At 48.9% G+C, this 20,715-nt stretch carries 28 protein-coding genes; 16 read left to right on the top strand and 12 right to left on the bottom strand.

All coding sequences use genetic code 11. From position 1 onward, the window contains the following. The first annotated feature begins 27 nt into the window (after positions 1–27). The 3 genes from R3187_RS07965 to R3187_RS07955 are packed head-to-tail and all read left to right on the top strand — an operon-like array spanning position 28 to position 1,744. A complete protein-coding gene (locus R3187_RS07965; RefSeq protein ID WP_217670173.1) occupies positions 28–276 on the top strand; it encodes a YkoF family thiamine/hydroxymethylpyrimidine-binding protein in 249 nt (82 codons plus the stop codon). Next, a complete protein-coding gene (gene pnuC / locus R3187_RS07960; RefSeq protein WP_318966174.1) occupies positions 273–899 on the top strand; it encodes a nicotinamide riboside transporter PnuC in 627 nt (208 codons plus the stop codon). Before R3187_RS07965 ends, pnuC begins: the two co-directional genes overlap by 4 nt. Further along, on the top strand, positions 848–1,744 hold the full coding sequence (locus tag R3187_RS07955; RefSeq protein ID WP_318966173.1) for a phosphotransferase: 897 nt from the start codon (positions 848–850) through the stop codon (positions 1,742–1,744). The genes pnuC and R3187_RS07955 overlap by 52 nt, the downstream gene beginning before the upstream one ends. On the opposite strand, the gene R3187_RS07950 is transcribed toward R3187_RS07955, so the two are convergent. Continuing rightward, the gene (locus R3187_RS07950; protein WP_217670167.1) at positions 1,730–1,912 is read right to left on the bottom strand and encodes a helix-turn-helix domain-containing protein; all 183 of its coding nucleotides are present in this window, start codon (positions 1,910–1,912) and stop codon (positions 1,730–1,732) included. The genes R3187_RS07955 and R3187_RS07950 overlap by 15 nt on opposite strands. 327 nt (positions 1,913–2,239) lie before the next feature. On the opposite strand from R3187_RS07950, the gene R3187_RS07945 reads away from it, so the two are divergent. The 6 genes from R3187_RS07945 to R3187_RS07920 are packed head-to-tail and all read left to right on the top strand — an operon-like array spanning position 2,240 to position 8,107. Further along, positions 2,240–5,035 (top strand): monovalent cation/H+ antiporter subunit A, encoded by a 2,796-nt coding sequence (locus R3187_RS07945; RefSeq protein WP_318966171.1) that lies wholly within the window; start codon positions 2,240–2,242, stop codon positions 5,033–5,035. Then, complete coding sequence (locus tag R3187_RS07940) at positions 5,035–5,388, top strand: Na+/H+ antiporter subunit C (RefSeq protein ID WP_290619446.1); 354 nt, start codon at positions 5,035–5,037, stop codon at positions 5,386–5,388. The genes R3187_RS07945 and R3187_RS07940 overlap by 1 nt, the downstream gene beginning before the upstream one ends. After that, positions 5,388–6,911 carry a monovalent cation/H+ antiporter subunit D gene (locus R3187_RS07935; protein ID WP_318966168.1) on the top strand — a complete coding sequence of 508 codons (1,524 nt, stop codon included), beginning with the start codon at positions 5,388–5,390 and terminating at the stop codon, positions 6,909–6,911. The genes R3187_RS07940 and R3187_RS07935 overlap by 1 nt, the downstream gene beginning before the upstream one ends. Beyond that, positions 6,908–7,444: a Na+/H+ antiporter subunit E gene (locus tag R3187_RS07930; protein WP_318966167.1), complete on the top strand. Its 537-nt coding sequence runs from the start codon at positions 6,908–6,910 to the stop codon at positions 7,442–7,444. Before R3187_RS07935 ends, R3187_RS07930 begins: the two co-directional genes overlap by 4 nt. Continuing rightward, positions 7,438–7,707, top strand: a complete 270-nt coding sequence (locus tag R3187_RS07925) for a K+/H+ antiporter subunit F (protein WP_318966166.1) — start codon at positions 7,438–7,440, stop codon at positions 7,705–7,707. The genes R3187_RS07930 and R3187_RS07925 overlap by 7 nt, the downstream gene beginning before the upstream one ends. A 10-nt stretch (positions 7,708–7,717) precedes the next feature. Continuing rightward, positions 7,718–8,107: a Na+/H+ antiporter subunit G gene (locus R3187_RS07920; RefSeq protein ID WP_318966165.1), complete on the top strand. Its 390-nt coding sequence runs from the start codon at positions 7,718–7,720 to the stop codon at positions 8,105–8,107. 22 nt (positions 8,108–8,129) lie between these two features. Here R3187_RS07920 and R3187_RS07915 read toward each other — a convergent pair whose 3' ends face one another. The 11 genes from R3187_RS07915 to R3187_RS07865 form a co-directional block, all read right to left on the bottom strand. Then, positions 8,130–8,402: an HPr family phosphocarrier protein gene (locus R3187_RS07915; protein WP_318966164.1), complete on the bottom strand. Its 273-nt coding sequence runs from the start codon at positions 8,400–8,402 to the stop codon at positions 8,130–8,132. Beyond that, positions 8,392–9,249: an RNase adapter RapZ gene (gene rapZ, locus R3187_RS07910; protein WP_318966163.1), complete on the bottom strand. Its 858-nt coding sequence runs from the start codon at positions 9,247–9,249 to the stop codon at positions 8,392–8,394. The genes R3187_RS07915 and rapZ overlap by 11 nt, the downstream gene beginning before the upstream one ends. Further along, on the bottom strand, positions 9,246–9,719 hold the full coding sequence (gene ptsN, locus R3187_RS07905) for a PTS IIA-like nitrogen regulatory protein PtsN (RefSeq protein WP_097112363.1): 474 nt from the start codon (positions 9,717–9,719) through the stop codon (positions 9,246–9,248). Before ptsN ends, rapZ begins: the two co-directional genes overlap by 4 nt. A 7-nt stretch (positions 9,720–9,726) precedes the next feature. Beyond that, positions 9,727–10,014 carry a ribosome hibernation promoting factor gene (gene hpf, locus R3187_RS07900; protein WP_019675250.1) on the bottom strand — a complete coding sequence of 96 codons (288 nt, stop codon included), beginning with the start codon at positions 10,012–10,014 and terminating at the stop codon, positions 9,727–9,729. A 26-nt stretch (positions 10,015–10,040) separates the two neighbouring features. Then, complete coding sequence (locus R3187_RS07895; RefSeq protein WP_413229017.1) at positions 10,041–11,495, bottom strand: RNA polymerase factor sigma-54; 1,455 nt, start codon at positions 11,493–11,495, stop codon at positions 10,041–10,043. An 88-nt stretch (positions 11,496–11,583) separates the two neighbouring features. After that, positions 11,584–12,306 carry an LPS export ABC transporter ATP-binding protein gene (gene lptB / locus R3187_RS07890; protein WP_318966161.1) on the bottom strand — a complete coding sequence of 241 codons (723 nt, stop codon included), beginning with the start codon at positions 12,304–12,306 and terminating at the stop codon, positions 11,584–11,586. Beyond that, the gene (gene lptA / locus R3187_RS07885; RefSeq protein ID WP_318966160.1) at positions 12,303–12,797 is read right to left on the bottom strand and encodes a lipopolysaccharide transport periplasmic protein LptA; all 495 of its coding nucleotides are present in this window, start codon (positions 12,795–12,797) and stop codon (positions 12,303–12,305) included. Before lptA ends, lptB begins: the two co-directional genes overlap by 4 nt. Next, a complete protein-coding gene (gene lptC, locus R3187_RS07880) occupies positions 12,784–13,341 on the bottom strand; it encodes an LPS export ABC transporter periplasmic protein LptC (RefSeq protein WP_318966159.1) in 558 nt (185 codons plus the stop codon). The genes lptA and lptC overlap by 14 nt, the downstream gene beginning before the upstream one ends. Further along, the gene (kdsC, locus tag R3187_RS07875) at positions 13,338–13,892 is read right to left on the bottom strand and encodes a 3-deoxy-manno-octulosonate-8-phosphatase KdsC (RefSeq protein WP_318966158.1); all 555 of its coding nucleotides are present in this window, start codon (positions 13,890–13,892) and stop codon (positions 13,338–13,340) included. The genes lptC and kdsC overlap by 4 nt, the downstream gene beginning before the upstream one ends. Then, on the bottom strand, positions 13,893–14,861 hold the full coding sequence (locus tag R3187_RS07870; protein ID WP_318966157.1) for a KpsF/GutQ family sugar-phosphate isomerase: 969 nt from the start codon (positions 14,859–14,861) through the stop codon (positions 13,893–13,895). A 25-nt stretch (positions 14,862–14,886) separates the two neighbouring features. Next, on the bottom strand, positions 14,887–15,864 hold the full coding sequence (locus tag R3187_RS07865) for a calcium/sodium antiporter (RefSeq protein WP_318966156.1): 978 nt from the start codon (positions 15,862–15,864) through the stop codon (positions 14,887–14,889). Between the two features lie 287 nt (positions 15,865–16,151). On the opposite strand from R3187_RS07865, the gene mlaF reads away from it, so the two are divergent. From mlaF to murA, 7 genes are read left to right on the top strand one after another with little or no spacing between them, the layout of a single operon-like run. Then, complete coding sequence (gene mlaF / locus R3187_RS07860) at positions 16,152–16,943, top strand: phospholipid ABC transporter ATP-binding protein MlaF (RefSeq protein ID WP_318966326.1); 792 nt, start codon at positions 16,152–16,154, stop codon at positions 16,941–16,943. Then, on the top strand, positions 16,940–17,722 hold the full coding sequence (mlaE, locus tag R3187_RS07855) for a lipid asymmetry maintenance ABC transporter permease subunit MlaE (protein ID WP_318966155.1): 783 nt from the start codon (positions 16,940–16,942) through the stop codon (positions 17,720–17,722). Before mlaF ends, mlaE begins: the two co-directional genes overlap by 4 nt. A 1-nt stretch (position 17,723) precedes the next feature. After that, positions 17,724–18,188: an outer membrane lipid asymmetry maintenance protein MlaD gene (gene mlaD, locus R3187_RS07850; RefSeq protein WP_318966154.1), complete on the top strand. Its 465-nt coding sequence runs from the start codon at positions 17,724–17,726 to the stop codon at positions 18,186–18,188. A gap of 2 nt (positions 18,189–18,190) precedes the next feature. Beyond that, positions 18,191–18,865, top strand: coding sequence for a phospholipid-binding protein MlaC (locus R3187_RS07845; protein ID WP_318966152.1), 675 nt, complete (start codon positions 18,191–18,193; stop codon positions 18,863–18,865). A 4-nt stretch (positions 18,866–18,869) separates the two neighbouring features. Beyond that, positions 18,870–19,163, top strand: a complete 294-nt coding sequence (locus R3187_RS07840; RefSeq protein ID WP_318966151.1) for a lipid asymmetry maintenance protein MlaB — start codon at positions 18,870–18,872, stop codon at positions 19,161–19,163. 8 nt (positions 19,164–19,171) lie between these two features. Beyond that, a complete protein-coding gene (locus R3187_RS07835) occupies positions 19,172–19,429 on the top strand; it encodes a BolA family protein (protein ID WP_318966150.1) in 258 nt (85 codons plus the stop codon). Between the two features lie 7 nt (positions 19,430–19,436). Continuing rightward, positions 19,437–20,696, top strand: a complete 1,260-nt coding sequence (gene murA / locus R3187_RS07830) for a UDP-N-acetylglucosamine 1-carboxyvinyltransferase (RefSeq protein WP_318966149.1) — start codon at positions 19,437–19,439, stop codon at positions 20,694–20,696. Positions 20,697–20,715: the final 19 nt, after the last annotated feature.

Here is a 20,715-nt window from a genome sequence, read left to right as displayed (position 1 = left end):
CGTTACGACGGAATAAGCGGAGTTGAGATGAAATTATCTGTAGAAATCAGTAAATACCCTCTGGCAGAGGATTATATCGGGCCTATTAAAGGCTTTATCGAGCAGCTGAATCAATACCCGGATATCCGGGTAATCACCAATACCATGAGCACCCAGCTGTTTGGCGATTATGATCAGGTGATGCAGGCCCTGCAAGACTGTATTAAGGCGTCTTTCGCCCAGTACGGCAAGGTGGTATTTGTCTGTAAGTTTATTCATGGTGATTTACAACCATGATGTTATGGCTTAGTAATGCGCTGGACCAATGGCAGTTGATGCATAGCCTGGAGTTGCTGGCAACCTTGCTGGCGCTGGCCTACGTGATACTGGCCATGCGCCAGAGCCTCTGGTGCTGGCCGGCGGCATTACTGAGCACGATATTGTTTACCCATATCATGTGGGACTCTGCTTTGCTGTCTGATGCGCTGCTGCAGTTATATTATGCGGCGATGGCGCTGTATGGCTGGTGGCGCTGGCAACAAGTAAAGCAGCATCAGGGGCGGAACAGAGTATCGGAATGGCCGTTGCGCCGGCATTTGCAATTAATTGCGGTTACCGGCGTTATCGGCTTGCTGTTGGGCTACCTGATGGCGAACTATACCCATGCTGATTTTGCCTATATTGATGCCCAAACCACCGCCTTCAGTGTGATGGCTACCTGGCTGGTTGCCCGTAAGCTGGTATCGAACTGGTTGTACTGGGTGGTGATTGATGCGGTATCAATTTATGTTTATGCGCAGAAACATCTGTATTTTCTGACTCTGTTGTTTATGCTGTATACCATTATTGCGTTGGCAGGGTATTTCATATGGCGGGCAAATTATCAGCAGCAGCCGCAACTGGTAGCGCCGGGCAGATAACCGCGCTGTGCCGGCATCTGGAATTTTTTGCCGGCCATCCGCCGCTTGCCATTTCACCGTTGTCCAATGGTGAGCTCAATCTTAATTACCGGGTGCAAACCCGCCGCGGGCTCTATGCCGTGCGGCGTTATCCGGCCGGCAGTATCGTTTGCCGGCAGCAGGAATTACGTTGCCAGCATGCTGCTGCTGTAGCAGGGATTGCGCCGGCGCCATTGTGTTTAAATAATCATTTACAGGTGTTGATAAGCGAGTTTATTGACGGTGGCAGTGACTTTGTGTTGACTGAACAATCGTTGCCCTTATTGGCCACCACCCTGGCGACCTTACACCAGTTGCCGGTGCAAACCGCCGTATTACAACCAGTAAACTATCTGTCCCAGTCAGCTAAGCCTGTCCGGCAGGCTTTCAGTGCTGCTGATAAAGCACTATTTAAACAATTGCTGGCAGCAGCAAAGCAATATCAGGCGTTGCCGGCTGATTGGGTGCTGTGTCATCTCGACCTGCACGCCGGCAATATGCTATGGGCCGATGAGGCATTGTGGTTGCTGGACTTTGAATATGCCCAGATTGCAGACAGTTACCTTGATTTAGCAGGGATTATTCTGAATTTTGAACTTGCTGCCGGGGCGGAGCAGCAGTTGCTGGCCGCTTACCGGCAACAACGACATGACGCTACCGGGTCGCCAGAGCTGCAACATGAAAAACTGTTACTGGCGAAAACCGTCTTTAGCGGATTTTGCTGGTTATGGTATCTGGATCTGCAGCTCAGTCATCCTGAACTGCAGCGGTTAAGCCAGCACTGGCAACAGCAACTCACTAAGCAGTTAGCGTTACAAGCCGCCTAACCGCTCCGCCAGAACCTTATAGCGCTTTACATCATCTTCATTAAACAACGGCTTGCCACTGTCGTCTTTATCTGTGGCAACCAGTAAATTCTCTCTGGCGAGCCTTTCAACCCGGATATCCGGGATCCCCAGGAACTCAGCAACCTGTTGTACCGACATGAGTGACATAGCATTATCCTGATAAAAGTTAAGACCCTAGTAATAACCTATTCGGGCATTTATTTAAATTAAAAAAAGGCCTTTTTCGAAAAAATGTTGCTGGTATTTTGCAGGCGGCAGCACCGACTTTAATAGACATTACGGCTACTTACCGGTATAAATATTGCTAAAAAATTCAATTAAGTTTTGATTCACTGCCGGTGACAACACGGTTTTATCTTTTTATGTTGTTGATACCCAGCCCTGGTTAGAGACTGGCAACATGCTTAACCTGCAGGCCATACTTTTTTAGTTTATGCTTATTTTTGGCCTTTTTGTGAAGGAAGCAACGACGCTATGACATTGTTATGGATACTATTACTTCCCTTATTGGGTACCCTGGTACCCGTATTTACGGCCAACTGGCGGCGTAGCGCCTGCGCGCTGGCAACCGCTGTTCCTCCTGCCTTAGCTCTGATGATTTTGCTGTATCATGGCAGTGCGGTGTTTGCTGGTGAAAGCTTGCGCTATAGCCTGGGATGGATACCCTTGCTGGGCTTAGATATCAGTATCCGACTGGACGGGCTGGCTTTTCTGTTCAGTTTGTTGATCCTGGGGATCGGCTTACTGATTATTCTGTATGCCCGCTATTATTTATCTGAGCAGGATTCAATGCCGCGCTTTTATGCTTATCTGATGCTGTTTATGACGGCAATGATGGGCATTGTCTTATCAAATAATGTGTTGCAACTCTGGCTGTTCTGGGAGTTAACCAGTATCAGTTCATTTTTACTGATCAGTTACTGGTGGCATAAATCTGAAGCCAGACGCGGCGCCAGAATGGCGCTGGCTGTCACCGGAGCCGGTGGTCTATGTCTGCTGGCGGCCTTACTGTTGCTGGGCCAAATCACCGGCAGTTACGATTTGGATGTTATTCTGGCCAGTGGTGCGGTTATTCAGCAGCATGGCTGGTACCCGCTGGTGTTAGTTCTGTTTCTGCTTGGCTGCTTTACTAAGTCTGCTCAGTTTCCGTTTCATTTCTGGTTACCTAATGCCATGGCTGCGCCTACGCCGGTAAGTGCTTACCTGCACTCGGCGACGATGGTAAAAGCCGGTATCTTTTTGCTGGCGCGGTTTTATCCGGCGATGGCCGGCACTGATTTATGGTTTTTGCTGGTGAGTATTACCGGCTTAACAACCCTGTTAGTCGGGGCCTATCTGGCGCTGTTTAAGCATGATCTGAAAGGCCTGCTGGCCTATTCCACTATCAGTCATCTGGGGTTGATCACGCTGTTATTCGGCATGGGGACTGATTTAGCGGCGGTAGCCGGGGTATTTCATATTATTAACCATGCGACCTTTAAAGCGTCGCTGTTTATGGCTGCGGGCATTATTGACCATGAGTCAGGTTCCCGTGACATGCGCAAATTAAATGGCTTATGGCACTTTATGCCTATTACTGCCACGTTGGCCATGGTCGCCGCTGCAGCGATGGCAGGGGTGCCACTGTTAAACGGCTTTTTATCAAAAGAAATGTTTTTTGTAGAAACCCTGCAACAGCATCTGTTGGGATCGTTATCCTGGATAATTCCGGTGCTGGCAACAGTAGCCGGGATTTTCTCAGTAGCCTATTCAACGCGTTTTATTCACGATGTGTTTTTCAACGGCAAACCAAAAGGTTTAACCAAAACGCCGCATGAGCCACCGCGTTATATGCGGATGCCGGTTGAGGTGTTAGTGGTACTGTGTATTCTGGTAGGTGTGGCACCGGGTTATATTGTTGGTGATCTTCTGCACGCTGCGTCATTTGCCGTGTTAGGTACTGAGGTGCCTGAATACAGCCTGGCTATCTGGCATGGTTTTAACGTGGCGTTGCTGATGAGTATTGTCGCGCTGGCCGGAGGCGCGTTAATTTACATTAACCGCAAACACTTGTTTGATTTTCAGAATACCCTGCCCGGGGTTGATGCGATAAGTACCTTTGAAGCGGCAATGAAAGTGCTGGCCAAGCGCTGTCAGCAAATTTACAGCTGGCTGGATAATGGCTCGTTGCAACGTTATCTGGTGTTTTTATTAATGGCTGTCGTCGTGCTGGCCGGGCTACCGCTGCTGCAACTGGACACCCTGTTTGGTGGACGACCGGAATTACCGGTGGATGCTGTTAATGCGGCCGGCGCTGCGATGTTACTGATCAGTGCGTTTGCCACTGTGGTCTTTCACCGGCAACGGGTGGTGGCGCTACTGATGATTTCAGTGGTTGGGTTAATGGTGTCCATTGCCTTTACCCGGTTCTCGGCTCCGGACTTAGCCCTTACCCAGTTGTCGGTAGAGGTGGTAACCATTATTCTGCTGATGCTGGCGTTATTTTTCTTACCGCATAAAACACCGAAGCAATCGAGCCCAACCCGGGTGATCAGAGACATTGGCCTGGCCAGCATGGTTGGCGTGGTGATAGGCAGTATCAGCTACGCTATTATGACCCGGCCTTTTAATACAATTTCAGACTATTTCCTGGCTAATGCCAAAACCGGCGGTGGTGGCACCAACGTGGTTAACGTAATTCTGGTCGATTTCCGGGGCTTTGATACGTTTGGCGAGATAGCCGTACTGGGAATTGCCTCGCTCGGTATTTTTAAATTGCTGACCCGCATTCCGGTGTTTAAACCCAGCAGTGATGGCGAAGGGCGGCCCTGGGCACTGGAGCGCCATCCGGTATTGCTGGCCACCGTTTCGCAGAGTTTATTGCCACTGGCGTTAATGGTATCAGTGTTTATTTTCTTCCGGGGGCATAACCTGCCGGGTGGTGGCTTTATTGCCGGGCTGGTAACCGCGGTTGCCCTTATTCTGCAATACATTGCCCATGGGGTAGAGTGGGTGAAAAGCCGGATGAATATTGAATATCAGCGGGTTGTCGCCGTTGGCTTAATGGTTGCACTTATTACCGGTGTCGCCAGCTGGTTGTTTAATAAACCCTTTTTAACCTCCTGGTTTGATTATTTTGATATTCCGCTGCTGGGTAAAATTGAATTGGCTAGTGCTATTGCATTTGACGCCGGGGTTTATATAACAGTAGTAGGGTCAACCCTGCTGATTCTGGCCAGTCTGGGCAAGATGACCACCAGTCATCGGCCAGTGCATACGGAGGGAGTGTAATGGAGAGCTTACTTGCAGGTTGTATTGGCTTTCTCACCGCCTGTGGGGTGTTTTTGCTGCTGCGGGGCCGGACCTTTCCGGTGGTGGTTGGACTGACCATGCTGGCTTACGCCGTTAATTTGTTCCTTTTTTCGTCCGGCCGGCTGACTTTACAGGGTGCCGCAGTGCTTGGCACCACCGACAACTACGCTGATCCTTTGCCGCAGGCTTTAGTGCTGACGGCAATAGTAATAGGCTTTGCAATGACAGCATATCTGGTGATTCTGGCAATCCGGGCCCGTGCTGACTTAGGCAATGACCATGTTGATGGCAAACTGCCCGGCAATGAAAGTAGTCGTAAGGAGAGCCGGTAATGTCGCATCTGATTATTGCGCCAATTCTACTACCGATTTTTACCGCGTTATTAATTATGCTGCCGCCTATTCATTATTCGCCGATGCGCCGGCGTTGGGTCAGCATGATTTCGACCGTAATTTTACTGATCCTGACAGGCTGCCTGTTATGGCAGACTCAGGCGGATGGCATTTCTTTTTATGCGCTCGGTGCCTGGCAGCCTCCTTATGGCATTATTCTGGTCGCTGACATATTCAGTGTCAGTATGGTGTGTTTAACCTCAGTACTGGCGCTGGGAGCAATTTGCTATGGCAGTGCCGGCGAAGATGAGAAAGGCTCATTTTTCCATCCGTTATTCCAGTTTCAGTTGATGGGGATTAACGGTGCCTTTTTAACCGGTGATTTATTTAACCTGTTTGTGTTTTTCGAAGTGTTGTTAATCGCTTCCTACGGTTTGTTGGTGCATGCCGGTGGAAAAAATAAAACCAAAGCTGCCGTGCATTATGTGGTGCTGAATCTGGCCGGCTCGGCAGTGTTTCTATTTTCGCTGGGCATTTTATATGGCACCTTAGGCACGCTGAATATCGCCGATATGGCGGTACAAGTAGCGCAGTTACCGCCCGAAAACCTGATGCTGGTGAAGTCGGGCGGCTTACTGTTGTTAATTGTATTTGCGCTAAAAGCAGCTATTTTGCCGTTGCAGTTCTGGTTGCCAGCCACCTACTCGGCGGCATCGCCGCCGGTTGCTGCGTTGTTTGCGGTTATGACGAAAATTGGTATTTACGCATTGCTACGGGTTTATACCACCATTTTTGGCGAGCAGGCCGGGCCTTTAGCGGGCATGGCTTCGAATTGGTTGTGGCCATTGGGGCTTGCCACTATCATGCTCGGGGCAATCGGCGTACTGGCCAGTCAGGATTTCAGAAAGCTGGTGGCAAATCTGGTGATTATTTCGGTCGGCACGCTGGTTACGCTGGTTGCCCTGGAAAGCACCGCGGCGACCTCGGCGGTATTATTTTACACCGTACACTCTACTCTGGTCTGTGGCGCCTTGTTTCTACTGGCCGATGTGATAGCTGCCCAGCGTGGTAAAGCCGGCGACAGATTAGTGCCAGGCCGGCGCATGGCCCAACCGGCTTTGCTCGGCACTATGTTTGTGGTGGCGGCAGTGGCGGTAGCCGGTTTACCGCCACTGTCTGGCTTTGTCGGTAAATTGATGATTTTGCAGGCCGCAAGTTCGCCCTTGCAACAGGTATTGCTCTGGTCTGTAATATTGCTAAGTAGTTTAATGGTGCTGATTGGTTTATCCCGTGCCGGCAGTATTCTGTTCTGGCGGGTAAGTGGTAATGAAGCAGGACCGGAACGGGTGTTGCCATTGCAGGCATTTGCGTTAGGCTGGTTGTTGCTGGCGGCACCTTTGATGGTGGTTTTTGCCGGGCCGCTAACTGAACTGTCATTTGCTGCAGCTGAACAAATGCGGGATATTCAAACGAGTATTAGTATTATTCTGGGTGATGCGGCAACTGTTGGAGAGCAACTATGAGAGTCACACCACGTTTTAGCTGGCTACCGACACCCTATCGCAGCTTACTTTTATTAGTGGTCTGGCTGTTACTGAATCAGAGTGTTGAAGCTATTCATTTATTCTTTGGTACTATTCTGGCGCTGGTTATCCCGTGGGTTAGCGCCAAGTTTCGCGATCCGCAGCCATTAATTGAACGACCATTACTGGCGCTGCGCTACATATTACGGGTATTTGGTGACATTATCACTGCTAATGCTCAGGTGGCCATCCTGATATTAGGACCACAGCGCAGACTTAATCCAGCCTTTGTCCGGATGCCACTGGACTTACAGCATGATTTACCAATTACTATTTTGGCCAGCACGGTATCAATGACGCCGGGTACGGTTAGTGCTGATGTCTATCCTTGTCTTGATACAGAGCCAGATGCCGGTGAGATAACCCAGCGCTGGTTGTTAATTCATGTGCTTAATTTAGAAGACGAAGCAGAGTTAATCGCCACGATCAAGAGTCGCTATGAAACACCGTTAAAGGAGATATTTCAATGTTAGATCAGGTAATATTTCTGGTGTTTGGCATGATTAGCCTGGCATTGCTGCTGAATTTATGGCGTTTGCTGATAGGCCCCAGCCTGCCCGACAGGATCCTGGCGCTGGATACGATGTTTATTAACAGTATTGCGCTGATTATTTTGTATGGTCTGTTAATGGGCTCGCCGCTGTATTTTGAAGCCGCGTTGCTTATCGCAATGCTCGGATTTGTCAGCACTGTTGCGGTATGCAAGTTTTTGCTTCGCGGCGATATCATCGAATAGGAATAGCGATATGCATAATTGGATGGAATGGGCTGTTGCGTTTTTTTTATTGCTCGGTGGCAGCTTTGTATTAATTGGCTCAATCGGCTTAACCCGGATGCCAGATTTTTTTATGCGGCTGCATGGCCCGACTAAAGCGACTACGCTTGGCATGGGGGGTATTTTACTGGGGTCAATTTTTTACTTCAGCTTACAGCAGACTGTCAGTGTTAATGAGCTCCTGATCACTATTTTTCTGCTGATAACCGCGCCGATCAGCGCTCATATGCTGATTAAAACGGCACTCCATCACCAGTTAAAAGCAATAGACCGGACCCGGGGTGAGCGTGAACTTAAGCAAGGGCAACAGGAAAGTAGCCCGGCTTCGCAAAAAGCGATGCCGGATAAAAATGAGCCTTGATCTGCAAGTTATAAACCGATTGCTACTCGCCAAAGCCTTGTTCAATAAGGGAAACTACCGCAGTTAACGCAGCTTCGGCATCGCTGCCCTGTGCGGTAACCTGCAACGTTTTACCTTTGCTGCTGGCCAACATCAGCAAAGCCAGCACACTACAGGCATCGGCTTTTTTATCTTCATGTACTAACTCGATATGTGACTGAAACTGCTGACACAGCTGCGCCAGCTTGGTTGCTGCTCTGGCATGTAAGCCAAGCTGATTAACAATAGTAACGTTGCGGCTGAGTTTAGTGGCCATGATGGCGAACCAATTCCCGATGGCGGATTTGTACGTCCTCCCGCTGGCTGCGATAGCTTTCAGCCAGACTTTCTGCAATGTATACCGAGCGGTGCTGGCCGCCAGTGCAACCAATAGCAATAGTCAGGTAACTGCGGTTATTCCGCTCCAGATGAGGTAACCAGCTGCTGATAAAGCTGTTAATCTGCCAGGTATATTTTGCCACTACGGCTTGGGATGCCAGATAATCCTTTACCGGCTGATCCAGGCCCGTCAATGGTTTCAGGTCGGGCTCCCAATGCGGATTCGGCAAAAAACGGGCATCGAACACAAAATCAGCGTCTTTCGGAATACCATATTTAAAACCGAACGACTCAAACAACATCACCAGCCGGCCGGTTTTCTGACCCAGGATCCGCTCCCGTAATTGTTCCGCCAGCTGATGAACATTCAACTCTGTAGTGTCAATATACAAATCGGCTCGACTGGATATCGGATCCAGTAGCTGTTGCTCACGCGAAATGGCCTCATCCAGTGACATTGCCTGATGTGATAACGGATGCAGGCGTCTGGTTTCACTGAAGCGCTTAATTAAACTGGCGTGATCAGCATCAAGATACAGAATGGTTAGGTCCAGTTTGCGGGGCAGGTAAGACAGGATTTCTGCCAGTTCGTCAGGGTCTTGTGGCAAATTACGCACATCAATACTAACGGCAACCCGCTCGTACTGACCCATTACCGTGGTAGCCAGGGTGGGTAACAGATTTACCGGAATATTATCGACGCAATAGTAGCCAAGATCTTCTAACACCCTTAGTGCCACCGACTTGCCGGACCCGGAACGACCACTGACAACTAAGAGTTTCATGATGCGCTCATTACCTCACTGGCATCGATAATCAGTTCATACAGGTGTTCATCAGATTCAGCATGTCTGATTTTACGGGTCAGTTCTTTCTGGCTGAGCAGGCGGGCAATGCCGGCCAGTGTTGTCAGGTGAGCCTGACACTGCTCTTCTGGGATCAGGATGGCACAAAATATGTCTACTGCCTGATTATCAATAGCGTCAAAGGCAATGGCATCTTTGGTTACTACAAATACCAGAATGGGTTGGGTAACCGTTTTAAGCTTGCCATGCGGAATGGCAATACCGCCGCCAATTCCGGTAGAACCGAGTTTTTCGCGGGTCATTAACGCTTCAAGGATGGTGTATTCACTTATTTCGGGTAAGCGCTGGTGCGCCAGCTCGGCAATATACTCGAGAATTCGTTTTTTGCTGTTAAAAAGAACTGCACTCTTGGTGCAGTTCTCGGCTAGCATAGCGCTTAAGTTAATCATAATTAATTTAGTGTCGGGCTACTTTTTCTTTATGTTTAATAACTTGCCTATCGAGTTTGTCTATTAACTGGTCGATGGCCGCGTACATATTTTCATCTTCAGATGCAGCAAAAACCTCACCGCCATTCAAATGCAGCTTAGCTTCAGCAATCTGTTTCAATTTTTCCACGTTTAAGATCACATGTACATTGTTAATATGATCAAAATGACGTTCCAGCTTGGCGAATTTATTGTCTACGTACTCTTTTAGTGCAGTAGTAATTTCTACATGACGACCGGTTAAGTTGATTTGCATAGACGTTTTCCTTCTGTTTTGCCGACCTAAACTAAGGTCTTACGTTGATTCGATGGCGGAATAAACAACGCTTCACGATACTTGGCGATGGTTCGCCGCGCTACGTTAATACCCTGTTCTGACAATATATCCGCCATCTTGCTGTCACTTAATGGCTTCGCCGGGTTTTCAGCGGCCACCAGTTTTTTAATAAAAGCGCGGATCGCGGTGGAAGAACACTCGCCGCCACTTTCAGTGCTGACATGACTGGAAAAAAAGAATTTAAGTTCAAAGATCCCTCTGGGCGTGTGCATGAATTTCTGAGTCGTTACCCTGGATATCGTCGACTCATGCATGCCGACCATCTCAGCTACATCATTTAACACCATGGGTTTCATTGCCTCTTCGCCATGCTCAAAAAAAGCCTGCTGCTGTTGCACTATGCAATTGGCCACTTTAAGTAACGTTTCGTTTCGGCTTTCCAGGCTTTTCAGAAACCACTTAGCCTCTTGCAGATGAGACCTGATAAACTGGGTATCGGCAGTATTTTTTGCGGTGCGCGACATTGCCGCATATTGCTGATTTATTCTTACTTTGGGCATGGCATCCGGGTTAAGTTCAACCTGCCAGCGACCTTTAACTTTGCTTACCGACACATCCGGAATAACGTATTGCTGTTCCTGACGGATCACATCGGCACCCGGTCTGGGATTTAAGCTCAGGATAAGCCGCATAACCTCTTTCAGCTCATCTTCTTTCAGTTTAGTCACCCGCATTAAAGAACGAAAGTCCCGGTTAGCTAAAAAGTCGGTATGTTCTTTTATGACATGCTGGGCTTGCTGTAAAAAAGGGGTGTTTGGGTCAAACTGGCGCAATTGCACCAACAGACATTCAGCAATGGTGCGGGCGCCAACACCTACCGGGTCAAACAGCTGAATGCGTTTGATAACGGCTTCAACTTCATCTTCCTCAACGTCAGGCAGGCCAAGTGACTCCAGAATCTCTGCCACGTCTATGGTAAGTAAACCGCTGTCATCAATAGCTTCGATAATAATTTCGGCAATAGCTAAATCAGTTTCAGAGAAAGGGGTTAGCTGCATTTGCCAGCGCAGATAGCCTTGCAGGGTTTCACTGGTTTCTCCCTGAAACACCATATCTTCATCAGGGGGGGAACCGGCGCTGACCGGTGCAGCGCTAACCAGGTCATCCCAGTTATTATCGAGCGGCAGGTCATCCTGCAGGCCCTGCTCGGCCATCGACTCACTGCTGTCGCGCTCAGCTATTTCGGTTAGATTGTCCTGTGCTGTGTCGTTGCTTTCATCAGAGGCGGAGCGAACATCATTATCATTAACATCGCTGCTATCCGGATCGGCAGAGAAGCTTTCAAATTCATCTTCGCTTTCCAGCAACGGATTAGCGTCCAGTGCTTCCTGTATTTCCTGCTGCAGCTCAATGGTCGACAATTGCAGCAAGCGAATAGCTTGCTGTAACTGGGGTGTCATTGTAAGTTGCTGACCTAGCCGAAGTTGCAAAGAGGGTTTCATTTACGTCTATTTCTCTCCTGAAGCAGGCGTTTGTTATTTTTCTTAACTATAGCCTGAATTGCTCGCCGAGGTATACATCACGTACCTGCTGATTGACTAATACTTCCTGTGGTGGTCCTGCAGCAATCAGCTCACCGTGGCTGACAATATAAGCTGTTTCGCAGACATCAAGGGTTTCTCTGACATTATGATCGGTGATCAGCACGCCAATACCACGTTGGCCAAGGTGCTGAATTATTTTTTTTATGTCCAGTACTGAAATCGGGTCGACGCCGGCAAAGGGTTCATCCAACAGAATAAATGCGGGGTTGGCGGCCAGCGCTCTGGCTATTTCGACCCGGCGCCGCTCACCACCAGATAAGCTCATGCCCAGGCTGTTTTTAATATGGCCAATATGAAACTCTTCCAGTAAATCGTCGGCCAGCTCTTCTCGTTTGGCATTACTGAGCTCTTTGCGGGTTTGTAGTATGGCGAGCAGGTTGTCGTACACCGTTAATTTACGGAAAATAGAGCTTTCCTGCGGCAAATAGCCAATACCAGCGCGGGCTCTGGCATGAATGGGGTCAAAGGTAATATCCTGACCGTTTAAGGTAATTTTGCCTTTATCTGATGGTACCAGACCGACGATCATGTAAAAGGTAGTGGTTTTTCCCGCGCCATTGGGCCCAAGCAAACCGACAATCTGGCCGGCGCTGACTTCCAGGCTGACATCCTTAACCACCTGCCGGCCTTTGTAACTCTTGGCCAGATGCGCTGCCACTAACTTCATGGGTTTTCCTTGTTCTCCGGGGTGAAAATGGTGGTTACCCGTTTTTTCTGCTCGCCACTTTCTGCGCTGATTTGCTGGGTTTCAATATTGTAGCGAATGACTGCTGCCTGCACCTGGCTGCCGCTCTGGCTTAGCTCAGCATTGCCACTTAAGGTCAGGGTGCGACTGGCACGATCATAGCGGATCTCTGTAGCTGTTGCGGTTACAGGTATTTCTCCATCCAGTAGCTGGCTGTAACGGACCGGCGAGCCAGTGGTCAGAAACACTTCATTGCCCTTGCCGGCACTGGCATTTATTTCAAGCCGGTCGGCTTTAATATTTAAACTGCCTTGCCGGATTTCCACATTATTAGTGTAAACCGACACATTTTCTCTGATAGAGGTGGCGTTGTCGTCTGAAGTAATGGCAATAGGCTGGCTGTAATCGGCTTCTACGGCGTAGCAGTTAGCCGATAACAGGGCACAGAGAAATAAAGAGTTAATCCTGTTCATTGGTGTATACCGTCTCCAGATGCTTAATAATTCGCAAATTCTGCTCAGTTAAATCTGCCTGTAATCCTATGCCATTAATATAAAAACCTTTACCTATTATTTTCACCGCTGCAGCTGTCTGTATTGTTTTTGACGGTAGCAACAGTTCAAGATTAGCCGTATCTATTCGCTCAAGCAGTTCGCTACCATTGACGTTGCTTATCCTGACATCCTGTTCAAGGATAATTTTATCGTCTGGTAACCAGGTGCCAAACTGGCTGGTTACTGCCCACGCAGCCTGGTGTTCGGCATCAAACAGTGTGTATCTCGGTTGTTCGAACTGGGTAAACCCTAATCTCTCAAAAAATTCCAGTCTACCGGCCTGAATAAGATCTGCAACATACCCCTGTTCATCGTAAAGTGTCCGGGTAACTTGTTCGGCAATATAATCGGGTAACAGTTCGCGGTCGGCGTAATTTGCATCGGATTGCTCAGCCGGATCAAACCAAAGATAGGTGGCGGTCAGTACCAATGCCACTACCAGTAAAGACAGCACTTTTTTCATGAACTGCTGCCATCAAACTGCTGAAATTTTTGCTGACTGATCAGTAGTAAATCAGTCAGCTCACGCACTGCGCCAAAACCACCGGGTAGTGACGTGACATAATGCGCCTGCTGGCGCAGATAAGGGTGGGCATCTTTGACAGCGACCGCTAATCCGCACTGTTGCATCACCTGCCAGTCGGATAAATCATCACCAATATAGGCAATTTGCGCTGTGGCTAGCCCCAGTTGCTGCTGCAGCGTTGCAAAAGCGGCTTGTTTATTTTCCTGACCCTGAAAAACGTGAGATACCGTTAACGACCGCATCCGCTGCTCGACAATGGCTGAGCTGCGGCCAGTGATGACCGCAACTTCCACTCCGGCGTGGCGTAAGGCTTTAATGCCATAACCGTCGCGGGTGTGAAAAGCTTTAAGCTCTTCGCCATTATTGCCAAGATAAATCCGACCGTCAGAAAACACCCCATCCACATCGCAAATCAGCAGCTTAATATTGCTGGCCCGATTCAGAAGTTCATCACTGACAGCCTGGTAAAGCTCTGCAAAAAATGACATTTACATTACTCCTGCCCGCAGTAGATCGTGCATGTTCATGGCGCCGATTGGGATTTGATTATCGTCCACTATCAGTAAACCATTTATTTTTTTCTGCTGCATAATTTTCAGGGCTTCACCTGCCAGCATGTCAGCAGTGGCGGTGGTGCAGGGCGTTGTCATTACCTGTTCGATTGGGGTGCTGTGGATATCGAGCCTCAGGTCAAGAATACGTCGCAAATCGCCGTCGGTGAAAATGCCGGCCAGGCTATGGTCATTATTAACCACCGCTGTCATGCCAAGCCCTTTTTCTGATATTTCCAGCAATGCCTCTTTGATCGTCGCCTGGCGGGATACGGCCGGGATTTGGCTATCTTTATGCATCACATCACTGAGGCGCAGCAACAATTTGCGGCCCAGACTGCCGCCCGGGTGGGACAGGGCAAAGTCGTCAGCAGAAAAGCCGCGGGCATCAAGTAGGGCTACGGCCAACGCATCACCCATTGCTAAGGTTGCAGTGGTGCTTGCCGTCGGCGCCAGGCCTAGCGGACAGGCTTCCTGTTCCACCCTGACACATAAATGGACGTCAGATAATGTTGCAAGGGTCGAGGCCGGATTACCCGACATACTAATCAAAGTAATGCCTAAGCGTTTAATAACAGGCAAAATAGTTAATATTTCAGCAGTTTCGCCTGAGTTGGAAATGGCCAGCACAATATCGCCTGTAGCAAGCATGCCCAGATCGCCATGACTGGCCTCAGCGGGATGTACGAAAAATGCCGGGGTGCCGGTAGACGCCAGCGTGGCTGAAATCTTGTTGGCAATGTGGCCAGATTTACCCATCCCCATGACAATAACTTTGCCTTTGCTTTGAAACAGCAACTGACAGGCCCGTTCAAAATCAGCATTGATATACTGCGCCAGCTGACGCACAGCCTCAGCTTCTATCTGCAGCACCTGCAATGCCCGGTTGCAAAAAGTGTTAGTCATAATACTTGCCATTAAAATAATAAAATTACGCCAGCTGTGAAAACAACAAATATTGATAGCCGATAAAACCTGCCAGCAGTATAGCACCCTCTACCCGGTTAATGCGTTGCATGCGGGTCAGTCGCACTGACATCAGCAACATTAAAACAGTTGCACCGATCATCACATAACTGTCACGGCCACCGGCATTGGCATCTATCATGTCAGGACCGATTACAGCGCCTAAGCCCAGTACCGCCAGAATATTAAAAATGTTAGAGCCGATAATATTACCGAGCGCCAGGTCATCTTCACCTTTTAAAATGCCGATAATGCTGGCCGCCAGTTCTGGCAGGCTGGTGCCTATGGCAATGATGGTCAGCCCAATCACCAGATCACTTAAGCCTGCATAGCGGGCAATGGTCACTGCGCCATGAACCAGTAGCTGTGAACTGGCCAGTAACAATGCCAGGCCAATGGCTGACCAGATCACGGCTTTGAGGGTGGAGATCGTCACCGTTGGTACTTCAGCATTTATTTCAGCTATCAAAGGATCATCGGCAGTAGCATGCTTGCCCCAGTACACCAACAGCGCCAGAAAGCTGAAAAAGGCCACCAGTAAGATAATGCCTTCCAGCCGGGTTAACAAATCGTCTGATAATAAAAAGTAACCAAACAGCGTACACACTAACAGTAGCGGAAATTCCCGGCGTAACGTTAAAGATGATACGGCGATAGGCTTTAACAGGGCGGCGGCGCCAATGACCAGCAAAATATTAGTGATGTTTGAGCCAATGGCATTGCCCACTGAGGTATCGAGTTTACCTTGCCAGGCTGCAGTTGCAGAGACCAGCATTTCCGGCGCTGAGGACCCCATTGCAACAATAGTAAGGCCAATAACCATAGGGGAGATGCCGCTGTTCCGGGCTATTGACGAGGCGCCAAACACAAAGCGGTCAGCACTCCAGATTAATAACACCAGACCGACAACTACAAAAAAAATAGCGAGTAAAAGAGGTGACACGTATCTGTCCTGTAATTAACGGGTAAACTTAGCCTTATTTTCCGTGTTATTGCCGGCAATTGCAAAAAAACCTGCTGACTCAGCTCTCTTCGACTTTTTCGCACACTTTGTTACGATTTTTTGTAACGACTTTACCCGGCAATACCTTTACAATATGTCAACGTCAGACGGCATCGGTATTCGATTGCAAACATACACTCTTGTATGTATATTGACAAGCTAAGTGCCAGGTTCGGTAAAGCTGCGTTAGCAGTTGTTTTAAGATGGAGTCTAATTTGTCCGATATTATGGTTGATATCCAGCACTTAAGCTTTTCCCGTGGTGATAATCTGATTTACGACGGCATGAGCATGCAGGTGCGTCGCGGTAAAGTGACGGCTATTATGGGCCCCAGCGGTATTGGTAAAACCACCCTACTTAAGTTGATTGGTGGCCAGCTGAAACCGGACAACGGCCATATTCTGTTTGATGGCCAGGATATTCCTGCCTTGTCGCGGGCTGAGTTGTATCAGGCCCGCAAAAAAATGAGCATGTTGTTTCAAAGTGGTGCCTTGTTTACCGAAATGTCGGTTTTTGACAATGTTGCCTTTCCGATACGTGAGCATACCCGGTTGCCGGAATCGATAATCCGGCTGATTGTGTTAATGAAGCTGGAATCTGTTGGCTTGCGGGGCGCCCGTGATCTGATGCCAGCAGAGCTGTCGGGGGGTATGGCCCGGCGGGCCGCGCTGGCAAGAGCTATTGCGCTTGACCCTGAGCTGATTATGTATGATGAACCTTTTGCCGGGCAGGACCCGATTTCAATGGGGGTTATTGTCAGGTTAATTAAAGAGTTGAACAACGCGCTTGGTTTAACGTCAATAGTGGTCTCACATGATGTTACGGAAGTCATGAGCATCGCCGATTATGTGTATGTTGTCGCCGAAAAAAAGGTAATAGGGCATGGCACTCCGGAGCAGTTGCGTCAGGATAAATCTGAGTTGGTTCAACAATTTTTGCAAGGTGAAGCTGATGGTGCAGTACCATTTCATTACCGGGCTGATGCCTTTGAAGATGAGTTAATGGAGTCTGCCAGGTGATTACAGACAAACTGCAACATCTCGGGCGCAACACGATCGATAATATCGCAGGGTTTGGTCGCTCAGGGTTAATGTTGTTCGGCGCGCTGGTGGGAAAACCGGATTTTCGCAAAGGTTTTCCGCTGCTGATCAAACAATTATATGTAATTGGTGTGCTGTCGCTACTGATAATAGTGGTCTCAGGCTTGTTCATCGGCATGGTGCTGGCGCTGCAGGGGTATACGGTTTTAGTCAAATTTGGTGCCGAGGGTATGCTGGGGCCGCTGGTGGCATTGAGTCTGCTGCGGGAACTGGGGCCGGTAGTCACTGCATTGTTGTTTGCTGGCCGGGCTGGCAGCGCGCTGACCGCAGAAATCGGTCTGATGAAAGCGACTGAGCAATTATCAGGTATGGAGATGATGGCGGTAGATCCGCTGCGTCGCATTATCGCACCACGCTTCTGGGCGGGGGTGATCAGTATGCCGCTGCTGGCGCTGGTATTTAACGCAGTAGGGATCCTCGGCGGCCATTTAATTGGCGTGGACTGGCTGGGTGTTGATGGCGGAAGTTACTGGTCAACAATGCAAGCTAATGTTGATTTATATCAGGATGTACTCAATGGTGTAATCAAAAGTGTCGTTTTCGCCGTAATAGTAATCTGGATAGCATTACACAAAGGCTATGATGCTATACCCACCTCAGAAGGGATTAGCCGGGCAACAACCCAGACCGTGGTTACCGCGTCACTCACTGTCCTGGGCTTTGACTTTATATTAACTGCATTAATGTTTGGTGGATAAAATGACCACAAGGAAAATTGAAATTTTAGTAGGCACTTTTATTGTACTGGCAGCGGTGGCATTTCTGATGCTGGCGTTAAAAGTAGCTAATGCCGGTGTCAGTGGTTCAGGCGAGAGTTATGTTCTGTACGCTAAGTTTGAGAATATTGGTGGCTTAAAGGTTCGTTCGCCGATTAAAGTCGGCGGTGTGGTCGTTGGCCGGGTAGCCTCTATTGAACTGGATACCGTGTATTACACACCGGTAGTTAAAATGGAAATTAACGAACAATACAGTAATTTTCCTGAGACCAGTTCGGTTGCAATTTTAACCTCAGGCTTGCTAGGTGAGCAGTATCTGGGTTTGCAGCCAGGCTTTATTGATGAAACAGTCGAAATTCTTGCTGATGGTGATTCAATTCAGGACACACGCTCTGCGATTGTACTGGAAGAACTTATTGGCCAGTTCTTATTTAACCGGGGGAATTAACGGTGAAAACTATATCGGGCAGTGCCTTACTGCTGGTTGCACTGGCGGCAGCACCCGTTGCTGCACTAAGCAATGAGCCAGAGCAAAACAAAGCGGCACAACAGGTTGAGCAGTACAGTGACCCGTTTAAAATGATGGAAGTTGTGGCTGATAAAACCTTTCAGCGCATTGCCAGAGACCAGAAGCTGATTGCTGAAGATAAAGAGCATTTGCGGGTTATAGTCAATGAAGAGCTGGTACCTTATGTTGACAGCCGCTACGCCGCCCTAACGGTTATTGGTCGTTCGGTAAATTTACGCGAGCTGCCACGGGAAGAATTTGATAATTTTGTGGCCGCTTTCGAGGATTATATGGTGGCCTCTTATGCTGGCGCACTAACCTATTACCGTGATCAGAAAGTCATTATTCAGCCGGCTCGCCCACCAGAGAATCAAAGCATTATGACTATCAAGACCCGGGTAATTGACCCCGGCAAACCTGATATTACTATCGACTTTAAACTACGCCGCAACCGCGGTTCTGAACACTGGCTGGTATACGATATGGTGGCAGAAGGTATCTCATTGTTAGACAGTAAACGCGCCGAGCTCAGTAACCTTATCCGGCAACAAGGCGTGGCGCGGGTCACTGAGTTACTGCTGGAAAAAGCAAAAGAACCGATTAAAGTGCCGGAGTAGCCCTGTGGCACTGAATATTGATCAGCAGCAGAATACATTAACGTTTAGCGGTGAGCTTAACCGCGATACATTAATGCTATATTCACCTTTTAAACTGTTAAATACCCTTAGTGGCAAGGTAATCTTTGATTTTTCTGCCCTAAGCAATGTAGACTCAGCTGGATTAGCCTGGTTAATCCAGCAGCTTGGTGCGGCTCGCAGGCAAAACCTGCAGCTGGAGTTCAGTCAGGTGCCGGCGCAACTTCGGGCTTTAGCCAAAGTCAATGGTGTGACGAGCCTGCTACCGATAACAGATTAAGGTGTAGTGTGGAGATTAAACAAATTGAGCAGCTGTTAACAGAGCAGTTGCAGCTGACGGAAGTATATGTTCGGGCCGAAGGCTCACATTATACGGTTACGGCTGTTGGCAGTTGTTTTGCTGATGTCAGCCGGGTCAAACAACAACAAATGATTTACGCACCGCTGATGAGTGCAATTGCCGACGGTAGTATTCATGCTGTTAGCATTAAGGCCTTTACGCCGGAACAATGGCGCAGAGAAAAACTTTTAAACCCACCTGTGTAAGAATAATATGCAACAATTCCGCGTTACTGCCAGTGGTCCTTTGCAAGGTGAGGTGATAATCTCCGGTGCAAAAAACGCCGCGTTACCCATTCTGTTCGCCAGTATTTTATCTGAAAAGCCCAGTACCATAACCAATGTGCCAAAGCTGAAAGATATTGAAACCACCTATCAGCTGCTACAGTTGTTTGGCGCTAAACTGTCGGTTGACACCAACAGCGTGACCGTTGATGCCGGTCATATCAGCAATCAATACGCGCCATACGAACTGGTGAAAACCATGCGGGCGTCTATTCTGGCGCTGGGGCCTCTGCTCAGCCGTTTTGGCCAGGCTGAAGTCTCTTTACCTGGTGGTTGTGCTATCGGAGCGCGGCCGGTAAATCTGCATATCGATGGCTTGCGCAAAATGGGCGCCGAAATTCAGGTTGAGAACGGTTATATCAAAGCCCGGGCCAGTCGTTTAAAAGGTGCCCATATTATTATGGAAATGGTTAGTGTAACCGGCACTGAGAATTTGCTGATGGCCGCGGTACTGGCTGACGGTATTACCACCATTGAAAATGCCGCCCGCGAACCTGAAGTAGTGGATTTAGCCAGTTACCTGAATACGATGGGCGCAAAAATTTCCGGTGCCGGCAGCGACACCATCCGGATTGAAGGTGTCACCGCGCTGCATGGCGGCACTCACCGGGTACTGCCTGATCGGATTGAAACCGGCACATTTCTGGTAGCGGCTGCCGTTACCGGTGGCGATGTTACCTGTACCAGTGCTGATCCGTCAGAATTAGAAGTGGTGTTGGAGAAACTGCGCGAAGCAGGGGCCGATATCACGACCGGCCCGGACTGGATCCGGCTGAATATGACCGGCAGAAAGCTGAGCTCTGTTGATGTAAAAACAGTACCTCATCCTGGTTTCCCAACCGATATGCAAGCGCAGTTTACCGTACTGAATGTGGTTGCTGAAGGGGTAGGTGTGGTTACAGAAACCATTTTTGAAAACCGCTTTATGCATGTGCCCGAGTTGCAACGAATGGGCGCGAAAATCCGGCTGGAAGGCAATACCGCTGTCTGTCAGCACAGTCCGCAACTGATGGCTGCGCAGGTTATGGCGACCGATTTACGGGCTTCAGCCAGTTTAGTGATTGCCGGTTTAGTTGCTGAGGGACAAACCCTGGTAGAGCGAATTTATCATATCGACCGGGGTTATGAGCGGATTGAGCATAAGCTGCAAAAGCTGGGTGCAAAAATTGAGCGGATTGACGCTGCCTGAGGTTTTTCAACCTTGCGCA

The sequence above is a fragment of the Arsukibacterium sp. genome, assembly GCF_033721375.1.
Lineage (GTDB): Bacteria > Pseudomonadota > Gammaproteobacteria > Enterobacterales > Alteromonadaceae > Alishewanella.
Note: the sequence above shows the minus strand (reverse complement) of the source record. Positions and strands in the feature narration are given on the sequence as shown.